Here is a 17,138-nt window from a genome sequence, read left to right on the forward strand (position 1 = left end):
CCTTCAGGCGCGTATACGAATTCGTCTCACGAGGCTCTATGCGTTCGTCATTGTCGGCCTTTGCGCGCCGAATTGTTTCGTCAGCCACTTCGCGGGTGTTGTCGCCGTCCGGCGTAATCGCCGGGGGTGTGCTGCTGATCCTGTTCACGTGCGGCCTGTGCGCATGGATACTATTCGAGTCCCGCAACGACGCCTACAACCGCGCCGAGGAGAACGCGCGGAACCTGATGCTGGTCATCGAGCGGGATATCGCCCGCAACATTGAACTCTACGATCTTTCTCTGCAGGCGGTCGTGGATGGAGTGAACGATCCGCAGGTCATGGCACTCCCCCCAAAGTTGCAAAGCGGGGTGCTCTTCGACCGCGCTGCTTCGGGCAAATACCTCGGCTCGATCTTCGTGATGAATGAGCGTGGCGACATCACCCTGGACTCCCAATTCATTCCGGCACGCGCTGGAAACTTCGCTGACCGTGACTATTTCACCTTTCACCGCGACAACAGCAACGCCGGTCTCTACATCAGCAAGCCCTATGCATCACGGCTGCGCGACGGGGCGCTCACAATCGCCCTGAGCCGCAGGATTACGCGCGCGGACGGCTCCTTCGGCGGTGTCGTGGTCGGGACGTTGAGCATCGACTATTTCCGTGCCTTATTAGACGGCCTCTCTGTGGGGCGGCGCGGTACGGCGGCAGTCATCGAGACCAACGGGTCCATGATCACCCGATTGCCCTACGACCCAAAGGTGGTTGGGCGGAACATCCAGAGCGCCGCCGTGTTCATCCGCGCGATGGCGACCAACGAAGGCGCGTTTACCGGCACTGCCTCGATCGACGGGATCCGCAGGCTCTACGTGTACAAGCACTTACCCGGGCTGCCGCTCATCGTCGACGTGGCGCCTGCAGAAAGCGACATTTACGCCGAATGGCAACGCCGGGCCATGCGGCTCGGGATCGTGATGGCGGTATTCACCATTATCCTCGGAGCCGGATCGTTGCTGCTGTCGCGAGAACTGCAGCGGCGACAGCTTGCGGAATCTAAACTGCAGCATCTGGCACGCACGGACGCCCTCACGGGGCTGAGCAACCGGGGGACCTTCGACGAGACGCTGCAGAAAGAATGGCAACAGGCCAATCGCACCGGCCTTCCGCTCTCGCTGCTGTTCGTCGACATCGATCAGTTCAAGGCATACAACGACTTCTATGGCCATCAGGCCGGCGACGAGGTACTGAAAGCCGTCGCCCAATGCGTGGCCCTGTGCGTTCGCCGACCGGCCGACCATGTTGCCCGATATGGCGGCGAGGAATTCGTGGTTACCCTTCCGGATGCCGACGCGGTTGGTGCCACGAGCGTCGCGGAGACCATTCGGCACGCCATATTCGATCTCGACATTGAACACGCCCACAGTCCGTACGGCCGTGTGACAGCGAGCATCGGCGTGGTGACGTCGCAAGGGCGGGCGGTCCATGATGGCGCGATTCTGGTGAAGATGGCTGACTCGGCCCTGTACCAAGCAAAATCGACCGGCCGTAACCGGGTATGCGAAGCGTCGCGCGTGTGAGTCGCTGTTGTTCGAATGCAGTTTGATGCCGCCATCGTTCATGATGGCCTCCTTCCGGCTAAAGCGGTTTGGCAAATTCACTTTAACTCCGTCGCCCGGTGGGAAGTCATGCTGTCCAGATGATTTTCAATCAGTAACCCGCTAACCCATTTCCAAAGACCCATGTCGCTCCCGATTGTTTTCCTGCCAGCCATGCCGTGCGACGGACGAATGTATGCGGCTCAGATTGAAGGGCTCAAGGATCTCGTTTCACCGTCTGTCCACGTGCTGGCGCAACCGACATTCGGAGAGAGTGCAGACAAACTGTTAGCGGAAACGACCGGAGCCTTCGTCCTTGTCGGCACAGCGTACGGTGGTTGCCTCGCGATGGAGGTGCTGGCAAGAGCCCCAAGCCGTGTTAAGGGCCTGTGGCTGATGAACTGCCAGCCCGGCGTTCACCCAGACCCGGCTTCCGTGCGTGCAACGAGCCACAGAATTCGGTCCGGAGAACATGAATGCGTTGTCAGGGAATTCGCCGAGAATGCTATCCCCGCGACCGACGATGGATCGAGAGCAATGTTTGTCGAAATGGCGCGCGCTAACGGCCCCGACGTTTTCGCCCGGCAGTCCGATGCGACGCTGACCCGATCGGATCACTGGTCAACGCTGGGTGCGAGCAAAGTACCCACTCTGCTTATATGGGGAGAAGCGGACCGTTTCGTTCCCGTCGAAGTCGGACGGCGCATCGCAGCGGTAATGTCCCACGCGCGCCTGGAGGTGCTTAACGGGTGCGGACATTTCCCGACGCTGGAACGACCGACGGAATGCACGAACATCGCACGCGATTGGCTGGTGCGCTCCGTTCCTGGGTAACTTCTGTCGGACAACGACGCGCCTTCATCATTCCGCTTTCAGCGTCCCACCCGCGATAGCCTCAGACGCTCTGCGATTGATTGAATCGGCTTGTGCTGCCGGGGAGTACCGCTTAACAAACGTTGCCTTGGTATAAGCAAGACTAAAACCGGCCCGTTCTGTATTGCGAGCGCTCGTGTTGTACGGCCGGGCGGTAATGCTCGCCATGACGCAGCCCGCCTTCCGCGCCGCGGCCAGTCTCGACCGGATCAATGCGAGTTGAATGCCACGGCCGCGATGGGCAGGATGCGTACTGGCGATATAGAGGTGCGCGATCTTTCCAACAGGTGTCGCAATGACACTCATGCCTCCTGTGCCCGCGAGGTGCCCGTTCAACTTTGCTGCAAACAGCATCGTATCGGCTCTTGCAACGGCTATCCTGGCAAGCGCTTCAAGCAGTATCGGCGGTCTACGTACCGCCTGTATTTCGAACCCGGCGATCGAATGCGACACAAACACGTCCTCGACGACAGCGCGATCCGTCACGATCTCGATGTCCTCAGGTGGCCGTGCTGTCAGATCCTCATCGCGAAGCATTCGGACATAGGTGTTACTGAAAGCATTGACCGCGTATCCCCGCTCCGTTAGCGCGGCGAGCGTAGTGCCATCCGCATGCGGGCAGAGATCGATCTCCACATCCAGCCCCCGCTCGTTATAAGCCGTTTCGAGCTGTTCAACCGCGTCCACGCTGACCGGCGTACCCATACCGAGTCCCGTTACGTGATTCAGTTTTCTCCCGAAGATGTTTTCGGTCAGCGCTGCGACACCTCCGCAAATCTCGAGCGTATGGACGTCCTCACGTTTAGTCAGTCCGCGGTAAGTTTCGACTTGCAGCGCCAAATGCCGGGCCTCGGCATTCTCTAGCGCATGGGCAACCTCAGGTCCTGTCAGAATCATGGGCATCACATCGGGGATGTTTCGAAGCCTTGTAATCTAGCATCACTCACGCGCTAACTCGACTGCATTTGCCGGCCGGGTGACCTATCTGCCCCCCCGGGTAGTTGCTCAGGTAGTATGTCGCGATAGCCCACTGCCACCCTGTCATCAAGGTAACCGTTGAATGAAATCCTACGCATTTCGCCTGCTAAACGTGTTTGCCGAATCTACTTTTGGCGGCAATCCGTTGTGCGTATTCGAAGATGCGCGGGGTTTGGATGACTTGACAATGCGGGCTCTTGCCACTCAGTTCAATCTTTCCGAAACGACGTTTGTTTTACCGTCGGATCGCGCAAGCGCGCAGGTTCGCATTTTCACACCCGGCTATGAAATGCCTTTCGCCGGACACCCGGCGCTCGGCACTGCACACGTAGTGCGAGACGTCGTCCGGGCCGGTGACAGCCTCACTCTCGAGTTCAACGCAGGGGTGATACCGGTTAGCGCACACGAGGACGTGTGGACCTTCGCAGCGCCGCATGCAGGCAAGCCGAAAACAGCAGCGAGTTCGTTGGCCAACGCAGAAATCGCATCGTTGCTAGGGTTGAACGAAGACGACTTGCTCACGCCGCCGTTATGGGTCAACACGGGTTCAGATCAATTGCTGGTTGCGCTGAACAGCACAGAGGCGGTTCGCCGTGCACGGCCCGACAGCGCGCGGTGGGATAGTTGGCCGCAAAGCAGTCTCGGCCGAAAGACTGCCTACGTGTTCGCATTCGACTCTGCCCGGCCGGGAAGCGTGCTGTCGCGCTATTTCTTCGCGAAGCAAAGCGGAGGCATTTCGGAAGACCCTGGCACGGGTTCAGCTTGCGCAAACCTGGGTGGCTGGCTGCTCGCCAAAGGGAGCAAATTGCCAGCGGCCTTTGAGATCGAACAGGGCGATGCGGTGGGTCGCCCTAGTCTGCTGCGGCTTTCGGTTACTGAGGGCGGCGAAATCCGTGTGGGTGGGCGTGTGATTGAGCTTGGGCGGGGTGCAATTACGCTATAGCTTCGGCATATGCATGCCAGTCACGTGGGGTCGCCCTTCTTTTTCTGAGTTTCGTCTATACGGAGGATTCGTGCGGGTTGAAGTTCAAATTGTCAATGCTTTGACGGACGGAGGAACCGGGGGAAATCCCGCTGGCGTGGTAATCGATGCCGATGATCTCACCGCGAGTCAGAAGCTGCATGTCGCCCAGCGGGCCGCACTATCGGAAACTGCATTCGTGTCGAAATCGAGTGTCGCGACGATCAAATTGGAATTTTTCACACCAACGCGGCAGATTCCTCATTGCGGCCATGCCACCATTGCCACGTTTTCACTCCTGAGAAAACTCGGCAGAGTGAGTGATGGCCGGTCGTCAAAGGAGACGATCGACGGATGCAGGGACATCGAAATTGATGGCAGTACCATTCTGATGGAACAGCGCTCTCCGACCTATCGGGCAATCGAAGCGGGGTCCCAGCTCGCCGCAAAAGTTGGGCAGTCTATCGGCGTATCAACGGAGCAGATCTATAGCACGGCAAGTCCGACCGTTGTCAACACGGGCAACAGCTTTCTGCTGATTGCATTGCCGGACGAGCGGTCTGTGGCTGCGATCCGTCCGGACCAGCGATCCATCGAATCAATCAGCGACGACCTCGACTTGATCGGCTATTACGTATTTTCAACCACGACGAAAGTACCGGGTCGCCACGCGGGAGCCCGCATGTTCGCGCCACGTTTCGGAATTGCCGAAGAGTCGGCGACGGGAACGGCAGCTGGGCCTCTGGCTTGCTTTTTATACGAGCGTATGGATGTAGGCGATACGGAAATAGCCATCGAGCAGGGCCACTTGATGCAGCCACCGTCGCCAAGCGTCATCCAGGTTGTTCTCGACGTCGACAGCAGCAGGATTTCGCGCTTGATGGCTGGAGGCGCGGGGGTCCTCATGCGGTCGATTACCGTCGACATTTGATGACGACATTGAGCGTCCCGCCATCGAAGCACGCGCGCGGGTATCGCATCGCCTTGCAGGATACGCGGCCAGTGTCAACCGGACTGCGTCGGCTCGGCGCTCTTGCTGAAGCGCCGGGCGTACTCTGTGGGACTCACCCCGAAGCGACGTGTAAATGCCTTTCTTAGCACGTCGGCGCTGTCGTAACCATTCCGACGGCAGATGTCCTGCATCGATCTCTCACCCAGCGCAAGCGAACGGCAAACGGATTCCAGCCGGACGTTTTCGACATATCTTGCGGGGGTGGTCTGCAATTCTCGTTGGAACATACGTATCAACGTTCTGACGCTGGTTGAAACTCTGGCTGCCATGACCTCGACTGTGAGGTCCATATGCAGATGCTCACCGATCCAGAGGCATAAGTCGCTCAGACCTGAATTGTGCGTACGCTGTGACTGAAGTGTGAAACTAAACTGCGCCTGCCCGCCCGGACGACGTAGAAACAGGACCAGATTCTTCGCTATTTCCAATGCGAAGTCATTTCCCAGATCTTCGCTTACCAGCGAAAGCGCGAGGTCGATTCCAGACGATACGCCGGCTGACGTGTAGACGTTGCCGTCTTTCACCCAGATGGGAGCCGGGTCGACCTGCACCTTGGGATAGCGCTCCGCCAGGCGCCGTGCCGCGCCCCAATGCGTCGTCGCCCTGCGTCCGTCCAGTAGGCCGGCGGCAGCCAGCGCAAACGCTCCAACGCATATGGAGCACACGCGACGCACTGTCGGTGAGCGCGTTCGAATCCACTCTATGGCTGCTTGATCGACCTGCTCGAACGTCCTGGAGCCCATGGTCACGAGCAAGGTGTCGATGGATTTGTTGGCACGACGCTCCTGTGCGAGCGTGCTATGCCCTCTGAGTCCAATACCTGTTTCGCTGTCCAGGTGCACATCGGTCGCCGAGCAAACCAGTTCGAGCACATACGGAGGAATTTCACCGTCGTGCAGTTGATTCGCCCACGCGAATACTTCCGCCGGACCGATCACGTCGAGCGCGTCCACCGGCGGCAAACCCAATATGACCACGCGCTTCTGTCTCGGGTCTGCGGGCGGAGAAACAGGTTTCGTCCGTTTTCTCATTGAAAGAGGCGCTGCGTATCCGGGGATAGGGAGAACGATTGTGGCAGAAATCGTCCGCGATCTGTCATTTGAGCCATCGACGAACCGCCTACACTGGATCGCTCTACAAGTTCGCATGAGCCGGAGGGTATGCAATGCGTGAACGTGTGATTGTGGGGGGCGTGAGTGCTCCAGACTCGGAGATCGCGACCAAAGCAGCTTCTCTCGTCGAGCGTGTCCATTCCGGAGCGATGATGCATCACGTGCATCGGACATGGTGGTTCGCCGAATTCCTGGGCAGGAAGCGAGGTTTGAAATACGATCGGGAGGTGGTGTATCTCGCATCGCTGCTTCACGACCTTGGCCTTACGGACGAATTCGCTGCCGACCAACGCTTCGAAGTGGACGGCGCCGACGCGGCCAGCCGCCTTTTGCTGGCCCATGACTACCCGGAAGAGAAAACGCAACTCGTGTGGGATGCCATCGCGCTTCACTCCGCGGGCGGCCTCGCCGAGCGCAAGCAGCCAGAAATCGCTCTCGTCTATATGGGTGCACATCTCGACGTCTTCGGACTGTTTCTGGACGAAGTCACGCCGTCGTTGATCGATGACACGCTCATGCTCTACCCCCGCGTTGGATTTAAAGCGGCGTTTACCGAAGCGCTGGCTGAAGTCGCCAGAAAGAAACCCCATACGGCCATCGGCACCGGAATCGCCGATATCGGCCGACGCCATGTACACGGTTTCGATATTCCGAACGTGTGCGACCTGATTAATGATGCGCCGTTTGAAAGCTGAGGTAGCACACGGCTAGCGCGCCCACCGCCTCCGCAGCCGCGCATGTTGCGCGCAAAGCGGGTTCCGGCGCTGCTCTCCCGCTTGCGAAACGACTTGCACCGGCAATCCGCACGGTGCCCTCCGACACCGAAAATAATCTGCAGATCAGGAAAACCAAAATGCATGTCAAGACTCGAGGAACGCAAATTTATGTAGACGAGCGTGGGAGCGGCGAACCAGCGCTTCTGTTTCTGCATTATTACGGCGGGTCAAGCCGAACCTGGGACGGCGTAATCCGTGACCTGGCGGACCAGTACCGGTCGATAGCCATGGATCACCGCGGTTGGGGTGATTCGGAGGCGCCCGAGCAGGGTTATGGCATCGGCGATCTGGCAAACGACGTGCAGGACGTCATTGAAGCACTGAATCTTGAACGCTACGTCGTGGTCGGTCACTCAATGAGCGGGAAGGTCGCGCAGCTATTCGCGTCGCGTCGGCCCGCGGGGCTCCAGGGCGTCATCCTGGTGGCGCCGTCGCCTCCGTCACCGATGACCTTTTCAGCTGAGCAACGCGCCGAGATGGCCAAAGTCTACGACACTCGGGAGTCGATCATCTGGGCACTTGATAACGTACTCACCGCGAAAGGGCTGACCCCGGAACTTCGCGAACAGGTTGTCGCCGACAGTCTGCGCGGCGCACCGCAGGCCAAGATTGCATGGCCACTTGGCGGAATGGTCGAAGACATTACCGCTAACGTCTTGTCCATCAATGTACCCGTCCTGGTTATTACTGGGGAACGTGATCAGGTGGACCGGCCAGAGACGTTGCGCGGCGAACTATTGCCGCGAATCCTGGGCTCCCAAATGCATGTACTGCCCGATACGGGGCACCTGTCACCTCTCGAGAATCCGGCTGCGGTCGCAACAGAAATTCGCCAATTCATGCAGCAACTGCGGACATAACCTTAAGGAAGATTTCTGAATGGCTGCTCGTAAAATCGGTCGTCGCTTGTAGGCTTCGCGGTTCATTGCGCTAATCGGCAGGGCTTCGCGAGACCGATAACGGTTGGCGGATCACGGAGCGCTACATAGGCGGATCGACGACGAATCGCCGCCTGACGCCGCCAGACATCTCCGCCGCGGCGATACGACCTTTCCTTCCTGGTGCCTGAAGAACACCGGCGCCCGGCTGCTCGCTCAGGCCGAACGATTCCTGATCGACGCCCCATATATCGCTAGCAATAGGTTCACCCTCGCAGATATCGCTGCCTATACGAGTGCCTTTGCGATGAGGCAGGACCTCGATTGGTCCGCACTCCCCCTACTCCGCGCCTGGTACGCAAGGATCAGCGCGCGGCCCGGCGTCGTTCGCGGCCTGGCAGCTTTTTAGCGCGGCCTTCATCCATGCTCAGTGACAGGCGAGGTGTTTCGCTCGAGGCGAACAGAAGCCGTCCAAAGAAAAAACTTGCATATGAGAGCATATGCTCCTATATTGCCTGACACGAGCATATGCTCTTAACTCTTCAAAGGATCAAAGCCATGAACGAATCGACCATTCTTGTAAGCGGCGCAACCGGCCGTACCGGCGGTGCAGCCATCGACGAACTGCTCCAGATGGGTAAGCGTGTCCGCGCTTACGTGCGCTCGGATGACGAGCGCGCAGCGGCGCTGCGGGCGCGCGGCGTTGACATCGCCGTCGGAGATTTCACCGACATCGACGACATCCGCGCAGCCATGGAGGGTGTCAGCTCCGCCTACTTCCTTCACCCGATCGCACCGGGGATTCTCGGCGCAGCAGCCTATTTCGCGCAGGCCGCGAAGGAAGCCGGTGTCGCCGCGATCGTCAACATGTCGCAGATTTCAGCGCGGCGCGAGTCGACCAGTCATGCGGCACAGGACCATTGGATTTCCGAACAGGTCTTCGACTGGTCCGGCGTGCCCACCACGCATCTGCGCCCCACATTCTTTGCGGACTGGCTCGTCTACCCGCATTTTGCAAAGCAGATCTGGGCCAGAAAAAAGATCGATTTTCCGTTCGAAAACGGTCGCCATGCTCCGATCAGCTCCGACGACCAGGGCAGGGTCATCGCTCACATTCTGGCGAATCCGGCAGAACATGGCGGCAAGACTTACACTCTCCACGGCCCGGTCGAGATGAACCACACGGAAATCGCTGCAGCCATGAGCGAGGTGCTCGGCGTGACGATCGAATACGCCCCGACTTCGATCGAGGATTTCAAGCAACAGATGGAGCAGGTGTACAAGTTCCCTCCGTTCCTTGTTCAGCACCTCGTTGAAGTCGCGCAGCACTATCGCGAAGGCGTGTTCCAGGGTACTAACGATGCCGTCGAGAAAATCACCGGCACGCCGGCGCTTTCTGTGCCGGCGTTCATCGGGAAGTATCGGGGCGCTTTTGCCTGACTAACGCGCGAGGCACCCAGGCAATTTAACCAACGTTGAGGAGGATACGAGATGCTGCCGGAAAACCAACCCATCGGGGTCGACCAATGCAACTGCTTTACGGTGAGGAAGGCCGCCCGTCAGATCTCGCGTCTTTATGACGCTTATCTCCAGCCGTCCGGGCTTCGCATCACACAGTTTCTTATCCTGGCGACCCTGAACGAACAGCAGAGCGCCTCGGTTAATGCTCTCGCCGAGCGGCTCGACATCGAGCGGACAGCGATGGGAAAGATGATCGGTTTTCTCGAGCGCGATGGTTTCGTGACGATGCGACCGTCTCCCACGGACGGTCGCATCCGTGTGGTTGAACTCACCGCCGAGGGAGCCGATCTTTTCGAGCAGGCGGCGCCGCTGTGGCTCGAAGCGCAGCAGCAGTTCAGCATCATGAACGGGCCAAAAAATGTTGCTGTAATGCGCCGGAGCCTTTCGCACATGAAGGTCGACGATGAGACGACATCTTCCGCCGAATGAGCGCCTGTCTGTTTCGTCGGCCGTGCAGTTCATACCTGCCGTACCTCGAACGGCGGTCCAGACCGATAGTTCCAGGGATGAGGTCACACCAGCGGCAAGCGGCGCATGGCAGCGCTCGGAAGTTGTCCGGCTGACCGTTGCTGCAATCGTCCCCTTCGGGGGTTTCCTGAATGTGGCGTGGCTCGCACGCAAGTGGACTGCTCGATGATCTATCTGTCAATCAAGGCACTGCATGTTGCGTCGGTAATAACGTTTGTCGCTGGGCTGCTTGTCCTTTCCATTTGTGCGGCGGCGAACAATCTCGTGATCCTTCGGGTGATGCGCCGTTGGGACCGTCGGGTGACGACGCCAGCGCTGGCACTGGTGTGGATCACCGGCCCGACGATCGCGTTGATGGGGCACTGGTTTGGCGCCGCATGGCTGACCGCGAAGCTACCTCTGGTCGTGTTCCTGTCGGCGTTGCATGGCATGCTCGCAGGTTTTTCGAGGCGGGCGGAACGCGACGGCGCGATGCGCGAATCGTCCGCGTTGAAATTTGCGGCGCCGGCCGTGATCGTCATCGTTGTGGCGATTGTTTTCCTCGCGGTTCTGAAGTTTTCGCGGTGAGACACCATGCTGACCGCTATAGATACGCCGATGTCCGTTCTGGGTTATCCGAATCATGACGGCACGGAAGTACGATCTGGACGGACGCTCGAGTACGGCGTGACCTGACACGCGATTACTTGACCCGCGTTGACCGGACACTACACCTGCACGTCGATCAGCACACCGAGCGGCCGCCATTGAACGCCCTTCGTCTCGTCAGACAATCCGTCGAGTACCGCAGCGAGCGAGACTTTCGCGTTCGCATTCTGCGTGAGCGCCGCGACGTGATCGCGTAACGCCTGATTCAATTGTCCGATTGCGGCTGTCATCGGGTCGGCCGACTCTGTCACAGCGCTCGACGTGTTTTTGGAATCGCCGATATATAAATCCCACTCGTCAGTATCGTAATCGTCGTCGCTTGCCACCGCGCCGGACATCTTCGCCAGATCGCCAATCTGAGCGCCGAGATCGCGATAGCCATTCACGGCCAGATTGGATGGCTGGGTATCTGTCATGGTGGAAAGCGCGTCGTTCGTCCCATTGCCCGAGGTGCTCAGTCCATTAGCCGAGGCAATTGACTGCTGCAGTTCGAGCGCCTGATAGAGCGCCGTGATCAGTGACGTGCTCGACGCACTCACGCGCCTCGGCAACGACAAGGCGTCGGCGTTGTCGTTGCTGCTGTCGCTGACGGTTAAGCCCGTTGATGCATCGATACCGAGCCGCGTCAACGTGAGCTTGAGCGCTGTCATCAGCGCATCGTTGCTACGGTCGGACGTGCCGGCCGTCGACGATGCATCCTTCGATGGCAGAGGCTCGGGCGGGAGCGGTGTGGTGACTGGCGTATTCGTGTTGATCGAATCAGGCGACATGGTGCTAACGCTTCCTTTGCTTTATCAGCGCTTGGAGAGACGGTCGAAAATCGAATGCACGGTAGCGACGTGCAATCGGGTTATCGGGACCCTCACGCGAGACTTGATGCTTTGTAATTGCGCGAAAGGAAGCCAGCCATGTTTGTAATCGAATCTGAATAATCAGCCGCGAATGACCGTCTCTACCGTTACAAAAACTCGGGGTAGTGTTCGAAAGTGCGCTTGATGAGTTGTCGCAGCCAGATATTCCCCGGCTCGTCATGAAATCGGGGATGCCAGTGCTGACGGAGCGCGAACGGAGGAAGCGCTACAGGCGGCGGGACGAGTTTGACGGTCCCAAGTTTGGCGAAGACATTGCCGAGTTCCAGCGGTACCGTGGCGATCAGATCGGGGTGCTCGTCGATCAGGAGCGGCACGACCAGAAAATGCGGTGTGGTCAGATAGGTATTTCGCCGGATGCCGTATTCGTCGAACACGCTGTCGTATGCGTCCCTTGTGCGCCCCGCCAACGATACGGCGATCTGCGGCATCGCCTCAAATTGCTCGCGCGTGATGGCGTCGCCGATCGCCTTGTTCCGCACGCTCACCATCGTCACGAAGGAGTGCAAGAACAGTTGCTGCTGATAGAGATCGTCGGGTGCGGCGCGGATCGAACCCAACGCAAGATCCGCTTCGCCGGATGCCAGCAGACCCTCGATCTGCTCGAACGGAACCTGAACCGAGCGCAACATGCAATTCGGCGCTTCCTCGCGAAGGCGCCGGATCAGTGGCGGCAGAAAGACCAGTTCGCCCATGTCGGTCATGCATAGAACGAAGGTACGGCGCGCCGTCGAAGGATCGAAGCGCGCCTGGGAAATCACGTCCTGACGCAGGGTTGCCATCACGTCGACGATCGAAGCGCCCAGCATGGCCGCCTTGGGCGTCGGCTCCATGCCGGAAGGTGTCTTGACGAAGAGCGGGTCTTCGAAAAACGCGCGCAGACGGTTCAGCGCATGGCTCATTGCGCCTTGCGAGAGTCCCACTTCCGATGCCGCACGCGTCACGCTCCGCTCGCGAAGTAACGCATCGAAGACGACCAGCAGGTTGAGATCCAGATCACGTATATGCACCGCGTGCATTCCTGTCATTAACGTCATTGGCTTGACGCATGATGGTGCCAAATCTATCTTGGGGTCAAGCGTCCCAGGCATAGGGGCGTCTCACATGAAGGAGACAACGATGTTCATCAGGAATACGTGGTACGTAGCCGCCTGGTCGCAGGAGGTGGAAGACAAGGCGCTTTTCGCTCGCACGATTACCGGAATTCCGGTCCTGCTGTTTCGCGAGGAAGGTGGCAGCGTAGTAGCGCTGGAAGATCGCTGCTGTCATCGCGGCGCCCCGCTTTCGGTTGGCAGACGCGAGGGCGATTGCGTCCGCTGCCTGTATCACGGCCTGAAGTTCGACCGCGACGGTACGTGCGTCGAAGCACCCGCGCAACAGCGGATTCCGCCACAGGCGAAGGTCCGGTCTTTCCCCGTCGTCGAGCGGCATCGCTGGATCTGGATCTGGATGGGCGATCCGTCGCTCGCGGACCCTGATGCGATTCCCGACACGCATTGGCTTGACGACCCGCAATGGCGCAGCTTGCCTGGCTACATTCATTACGACGTGAACTACCTGCTGATCTGCGATAACCTGCTGGACTTCTCGCATCTGCCGTTTGTCCATCCGACCACGCTGGGTGGTCCCGAGGACTACGCAAAAGTACAGCCTAAGGTTGAACGGATAGAAGGCGGCGTTCGCATCACGCGGTGGACCTTGAATACGGATGCGCCTCCGTTCGCCGCTGCCGTCAAGGACTGGCCGGGCAAGGTGGATCGCTGGAATATCTACGACTTCACCATTCCCGCGATTCTGCGCATGGATTCGGGCATGGCGCCGGTCGGCACGGGCGCGCAGGATGGTGCGCGCGTCGACGCAGCCGAATTCCGTGGCTGTCAGGCGCTCACCCCGGAAACAGAGCACTCCACGCACTACTTCTTCGGACATCCCCATAACTTCGCGGTCGATCAGCCCGAGGTCACGCGTGCGATCCATCAGGCGGTGGTCGATGCATTCGACGAAGACCGCGACATCATCACCGCGCAACAGAAGAATCTCGTGCTGGATCCCAGTTTCAAAATGATGCCGTTCGGCATTGACGCTGCGCTCACGCAATTCCGCTGGGCCGTGGATCAACGGCTCCAGGACGAAAAGAAGCAGACGTCGCCCGTGACGCAGGGAGCCTGACATGTTCCAGGTGAAAGTCACGCGACTGAAGCGCGAGGCGGACGGCATACTAGGCATCGAATTGCAGGCCTTGGACGGCGCGGCTCTCGCGCCGTTCGAGCCTGGTGCGCATATCGACGTCCATTTGGCCGACGGTCTCACGCGACAGTATTCGCTCTGCAACGACGCGTCAGAAACGGACCGTTACCGCCTGGGTGTCGGGCTTTCCGCCACTTCGCGCGGCGGTTCGCGGTACCTGCACACGTCGCTGCGCGAAGGCGATCTGCTCGAGATCAGCGCGCCTCGCACATTGTTCGGCCTGTCACGCGAGGCGGCATCGCACCGCTTCATCGCGGGTGGTATCGGCATCACGCCGATTCTTAGCATGATCCGTTGGTGTGACCGTCATGCAGTACCGTGGCAGTTGCACTATTGCGTGCGGTCGCGAACGTGTGCGGCCTACCTCGAGGAATTGGAGGCTTTCGGAGGCAGTGTTCACGTACACGCCAACGACGAATCAGATAGCGGTGTGCCCGATATTCACGTGTTGATGGGCGACGTCAAACCCGGCGAACACGTCTATTGTTGTGGACCTGGCGGCCTGATGGATGCCGTGTCGCATCACGGCCAGCGGTGCGGAATACCGCGCGACAATCTGCATTTCGAGCGATTTACCGTGTCACCGGCACAGATCGCCGACAGTACCGGCAGGGCATTCACGGTCGTGCTTGCCAGGCTCGGGAAGCGCTGCGAGGTGAAAGCCGACGAGTCGATATTGGAGAGTCTCGAACGTCATGGCGTCTGCCCTCCGTTTTCTTGCAGGGAAGGACTGTGCCGCAGTTGCGAGGTCGAGGTGCTGGCAGGGGAAGTCGAACACCACGACTACGTGCTGAGCGAAGAGGAGCAGACCTCGGGTAGATCGCTAATGATTTGTGTGTCTCGCGCGAAATCCGATGAACTTGTGATCGACATTTAGTGCTCGCCATCTGAATCGAAACGCTGAACGTTGCAGCCACTCGAAAATCTCTCGCGGCACACGACTTTCTGGTCGCGATGCGATGCGGGGCACCGCATCGCAGCGCACCGACTCGCCTTCGGCACCTGGCTGCCGGCGATACAACAGGAAGGGCCCATGCCATAAGTCCCTTGTCTTCGTTTAGCCCATCCGTTGGATATCGCGCCTTGAGGGTGCCCCCTAGACTGGTCTCGTCCCGGGTGGTCCGGGGTGCATTGGGTCGCATGTCGCCCAATGCTTCACGTATGTCGACTGAGGCCCATACCATGTCAGAAATCCGACTCTTCGCATCGCACAACGACTACTACAGCTCGCAAACCGAGGCGGGCGACCGCAAGATTCTTCGCCGCTATGGCTGGTGCGTGGCGGCCAGCGTGCTGTGGACGAAAAACGCGCTCGACCCTGCTGTCGCACCCAAGGACTCCAATCCGGACAAGCTGCGCACAGGCATCTTGCAAGTGAAGTATCGCTGGAACGTGGGAACCGAACGGGAGGCAACGCTGAACCTCCTGCAGCAGGCAGAACTGCAGGGTGCTCAGGTAGGCGATCAGGTGTCGCTTACGGCATTGTTCGGAATCGTCTTCGCCACACCGGGGGTGTACCTGATCGCCAACGATACCCACATGATGGCGGTGGACACGCGGGCCGGCCGGCTGCACTTCTACGACATCGAGGAGGGTCTGTTCCAGTATGCCAGCACGGCTGAATTGGGCCAGGGCATAAGCGCACGCTATCAGGATCCGCGTTGGGACGTGTACAGCGTCGCGCATCATTGAGCCGCCGGGAAACTTAAGCGGCCCTCACCTTTGGACCGGCATCCGCATTTGCCTCGAACTTTTGCGGCTTATGCACGATCCGGGAGCGTGCGAATAACTGCTGTCAGCGCGCGGAACTGTCGTTAAGGTGCCACGCGTTCGAGCGACCGGATCGGGCCGAGATCGGGTGCATTTCTTTGAACTGCACCTCGATTGCATATCCGAGTTGAGACTTGATAATCGCGAGATCATCGCCGCGCATCCGGCATTTCCTGAGGAATTGCGCGGCGTCGCGCTAAGGGGCGGTCGCTGCATATCTCAGCAGAGATCTCCGCCGTTAGCCGTCCCTTTCTATCGGGACATCTCGACGAGTCCTCGTGACGAGCAAGCTGCCGAATTGGCGATCACGCTGTTTGCTTTTCGTTGTCATCACCACACGGATTGGTTTGGTCAACTCAAGCCAATACAACGGCCGCAATGACTCGGCCAAAAGAAGATCTACGTCTTTTCGATGCTGGCGGACCGTTGGCGTTTGAGGACGACGACAGCGACTCCTCCCAGGATTGCCGCAGACGCCAGCAGGATTCTTGGCGTGAGACTCTCGCCAAGGAAAACGGTAGCGCCTATGGCGGCGATCACCGGCACGCTCAGTTGCACCGTTGCAGCATTAGCGACTTTCAATTGTGGCAATGTGGCGTACCAGAGGGCGTAACCGATGCCGGACGTGACGGCCCCGGAGGCAATCGCGTACGCAAGGCCTGGCCAATCGAGCGCCGCATGCATGTGCGCGATTGCGCTGAGCGCCGCGGCGAAAGGCACCGCGCGCATAAAGTTGCCGGCTGTCTCCATCGTCGGATTTTTTGCGCCTTTGCCGCGCAGCGAATAGACGCCCCAGGCTATGCCGGCGGCAAGCATAAGGGCCGCCCCTCCTGGCGGCGGTGCAGAAAGACCGGGAAGCAATAGTCCGACGAGTCCCGCCAGCGCACAAACGAAGCCAATCCATTGCAGCCCGGATAATCTCTCGCCGATGTGTATGCCATATCCGATCATGGTGGCTTGAACCGCAGCGAAGAGCAGCAAAGCTCCTGTGGATGCGGGCAGGCTGAGATAGGCAAACGAGAAGCCAGCAGCGTAGACGAAAAGAGCCAGCGCGGACAGCCAATTACCGGCGTGCCGAACTCGCCTTCCCTGCCCCCACACTACGAGCGACAGCACAACGGCGCCGGACACGATGCGAATCGACGTAAAAGTCACCGCGTCGATTCCGGTGCCCCGTAGGGCAACGCGGCACAGTAGCGAGTTCGCCGCAAAGGCCACCATGGACAGTACCGTCAGCACGACGACACGAGCGGAAGACACGGCAAGAGCCCTCTTTCGAGAATAGTTGCGGTACCGGTACCAAGATACCTCACAAAGAATCAGTGCGGCTGTCCATTCCATCCCGGTCGCGAAGAGCCGTCAATGCTTCGATATGCCCGCAGTCCGCTTAGGGTCGTTGGACCGTTCTGGACGCTCGCCAGTGACGACTGGATCGACAGTCTGACGTG

At 59.3% G+C, this 17,138-nt stretch carries 18 protein-coding genes and 1 pseudogene; 14 read left to right on the forward strand and 5 right to left on the reverse strand.

From position 1 onward, the window contains the following. The first annotated feature begins 38 nt into the window (after window positions 1–38). Window positions 39–1,559: a sensor domain-containing diguanylate cyclase gene (locus DSC91_RS10485; protein ID WP_115778062.1), complete on the forward strand. Its 1,521-nt coding sequence runs from the start codon at window positions 39–41 to the stop codon at window positions 1,557–1,559. A 162-nt stretch (window positions 1,560–1,721) separates the two neighbouring features. Further along, a complete protein-coding gene (locus DSC91_RS10490; protein WP_115778063.1) occupies window positions 1,722–2,411 on the forward strand; it encodes an alpha/beta fold hydrolase in 690 nt (229 codons plus the stop codon). 27 nt (window positions 2,412–2,438) lie between these two features. Here the strand turns inward: DSC91_RS10490 and DSC91_RS10495 are convergent, their stop codons facing one another. Further along, window positions 2,439–3,347: a GNAT family N-acetyltransferase gene (locus DSC91_RS10495; protein ID WP_162831361.1), complete on the reverse strand. Its 909-nt coding sequence runs from the start codon at window positions 3,345–3,347 to the stop codon at window positions 2,439–2,441. Between the two features lie 163 nt (window positions 3,348–3,510). On the opposite strand from DSC91_RS10495, the gene DSC91_RS10500 reads away from it, so the two are divergent. Next, the gene (locus DSC91_RS10500; protein ID WP_115778065.1) at window positions 3,511–4,371 is read left to right on the forward strand and encodes a PhzF family phenazine biosynthesis protein; all 861 of its coding nucleotides are present in this window, start codon (window positions 3,511–3,513) and stop codon (window positions 4,369–4,371) included. Window positions 4,372–4,441: 70 nt separating this feature from the next. Then, window positions 4,442–5,320 (forward strand): PhzF family phenazine biosynthesis protein, encoded by an 879-nt coding sequence (locus tag DSC91_RS10505; protein ID WP_115778066.1) that lies wholly within the window; start codon window positions 4,442–4,444, stop codon window positions 5,318–5,320. 74 nt (window positions 5,321–5,394) lie between these two features. On the opposite strand, the gene DSC91_RS10510 is transcribed toward DSC91_RS10505, so the two are convergent. Further along, a complete protein-coding gene (locus DSC91_RS10510) occupies window positions 5,395–6,432 on the reverse strand; it encodes a GlxA family transcriptional regulator (protein ID WP_115778067.1) in 1,038 nt (345 codons plus the stop codon). A 134-nt stretch (window positions 6,433–6,566) separates the two neighbouring features. On the opposite strand from DSC91_RS10510, the gene DSC91_RS10515 reads away from it, so the two are divergent. The 6 genes from DSC91_RS10515 (at window position 6,567) to DSC91_RS10540 (ending at window position 10,723) form a co-directional block, all read left to right on the forward strand. Next, entirely contained in the window at window positions 6,567–7,208 is a 642-nt protein-coding gene (locus DSC91_RS10515; protein ID WP_115778068.1) for an HD domain-containing protein, read from the forward strand. 158 nt (window positions 7,209–7,366) lie between these two features. Then, a complete protein-coding gene (locus tag DSC91_RS10520; RefSeq protein WP_115778069.1) occupies window positions 7,367–8,149 on the forward strand; it encodes an alpha/beta fold hydrolase in 783 nt (260 codons plus the stop codon). A gap of 103 nt (window positions 8,150–8,252) precedes the next feature. Next, on the forward strand, window positions 8,253–8,576 hold the full coding sequence (locus DSC91_RS38655; RefSeq protein ID WP_162831362.1) for a glutathione S-transferase family protein: 324 nt from the start codon (window positions 8,253–8,255) through the stop codon (window positions 8,574–8,576). A gap of 149 nt (window positions 8,577–8,725) precedes the next feature. Then, complete coding sequence (locus tag DSC91_RS10530) at window positions 8,726–9,607, forward strand: NmrA family NAD(P)-binding protein (RefSeq protein WP_115778070.1); 882 nt, start codon at window positions 8,726–8,728, stop codon at window positions 9,605–9,607. Between the two features lie 51 nt (window positions 9,608–9,658). Beyond that, entirely contained in the window at window positions 9,659–10,117 is a 459-nt protein-coding gene (locus DSC91_RS10535) for a MarR family winged helix-turn-helix transcriptional regulator (RefSeq protein ID WP_115778071.1), read from the forward strand. A 204-nt stretch (window positions 10,118–10,321) separates the two neighbouring features. Next, complete coding sequence (locus DSC91_RS10540; protein WP_115779785.1) at window positions 10,322–10,723, forward strand: CopD family protein; 402 nt, start codon at window positions 10,322–10,324, stop codon at window positions 10,721–10,723. A 140-nt stretch (window positions 10,724–10,863) separates the two neighbouring features. Here the strand turns inward: DSC91_RS10540 and DSC91_RS10545 are convergent, their stop codons facing one another. Beyond that, on the reverse strand, window positions 10,864–11,574 hold the full coding sequence (locus DSC91_RS10545; protein WP_115778072.1) for a hypothetical protein: 711 nt from the start codon (window positions 11,572–11,574) through the stop codon (window positions 10,864–10,866). Between the two features lie 188 nt (window positions 11,575–11,762). Next, complete coding sequence (locus DSC91_RS10550; protein WP_115778073.1) at window positions 11,763–12,692, reverse strand: LysR family transcriptional regulator; 930 nt, start codon at window positions 12,690–12,692, stop codon at window positions 11,763–11,765. Window positions 12,693–12,792: 100 nt separating this feature from the next. Here DSC91_RS10550 and DSC91_RS10555 point away from each other — a divergent pair, with 100 nt between their 5' ends. The 4 genes and pseudogenes from DSC91_RS10555 to DSC91_RS38200 form a co-directional block, all read left to right on the forward strand. Beyond that, window positions 12,793–13,842 (forward strand): aromatic ring-hydroxylating dioxygenase subunit alpha, encoded by a 1,050-nt coding sequence (locus DSC91_RS10555; RefSeq protein WP_115778074.1) that lies wholly within the window; start codon window positions 12,793–12,795, stop codon window positions 13,840–13,842. 1 nt (window position 13,843) lies between these two features. Then, on the forward strand, window positions 13,844–14,797 hold the full coding sequence (locus DSC91_RS10560) for a PDR/VanB family oxidoreductase (protein ID WP_115778075.1): 954 nt from the start codon (window positions 13,844–13,846) through the stop codon (window positions 14,795–14,797). 305 nt (window positions 14,798–15,102) lie between these two features. Further along, complete coding sequence (locus DSC91_RS10565; RefSeq protein WP_115778076.1) at window positions 15,103–15,612, forward strand: hypothetical protein; 510 nt, start codon at window positions 15,103–15,105, stop codon at window positions 15,610–15,612. 157 nt (window positions 15,613–15,769) lie between these two features. Then, window positions 15,770–15,932 (forward strand): annotated as a pseudogene (locus tag DSC91_RS38200) (NUDIX hydrolase); the annotation flags it as partial. Window positions 15,933–16,089: 157 nt separating this feature from the next. Here the strand turns inward: DSC91_RS38200 and DSC91_RS10575 are convergent. Next, window positions 16,090–16,950 carry a DMT family transporter gene (locus tag DSC91_RS10575; protein WP_115779786.1) on the reverse strand — a complete coding sequence of 287 codons (861 nt, stop codon included), beginning with the start codon at window positions 16,948–16,950 and terminating at the stop codon, window positions 16,090–16,092. Between the last annotated feature and the right edge of the window lie 188 nt (window positions 16,951–17,138).

It is taken from the genome of Paraburkholderia caffeinilytica (assembly GCF_003368325.1).
Taxonomy (GTDB): Bacteria; Pseudomonadota; Gammaproteobacteria; order Burkholderiales; family Burkholderiaceae; genus Paraburkholderia; species Paraburkholderia caffeinilytica.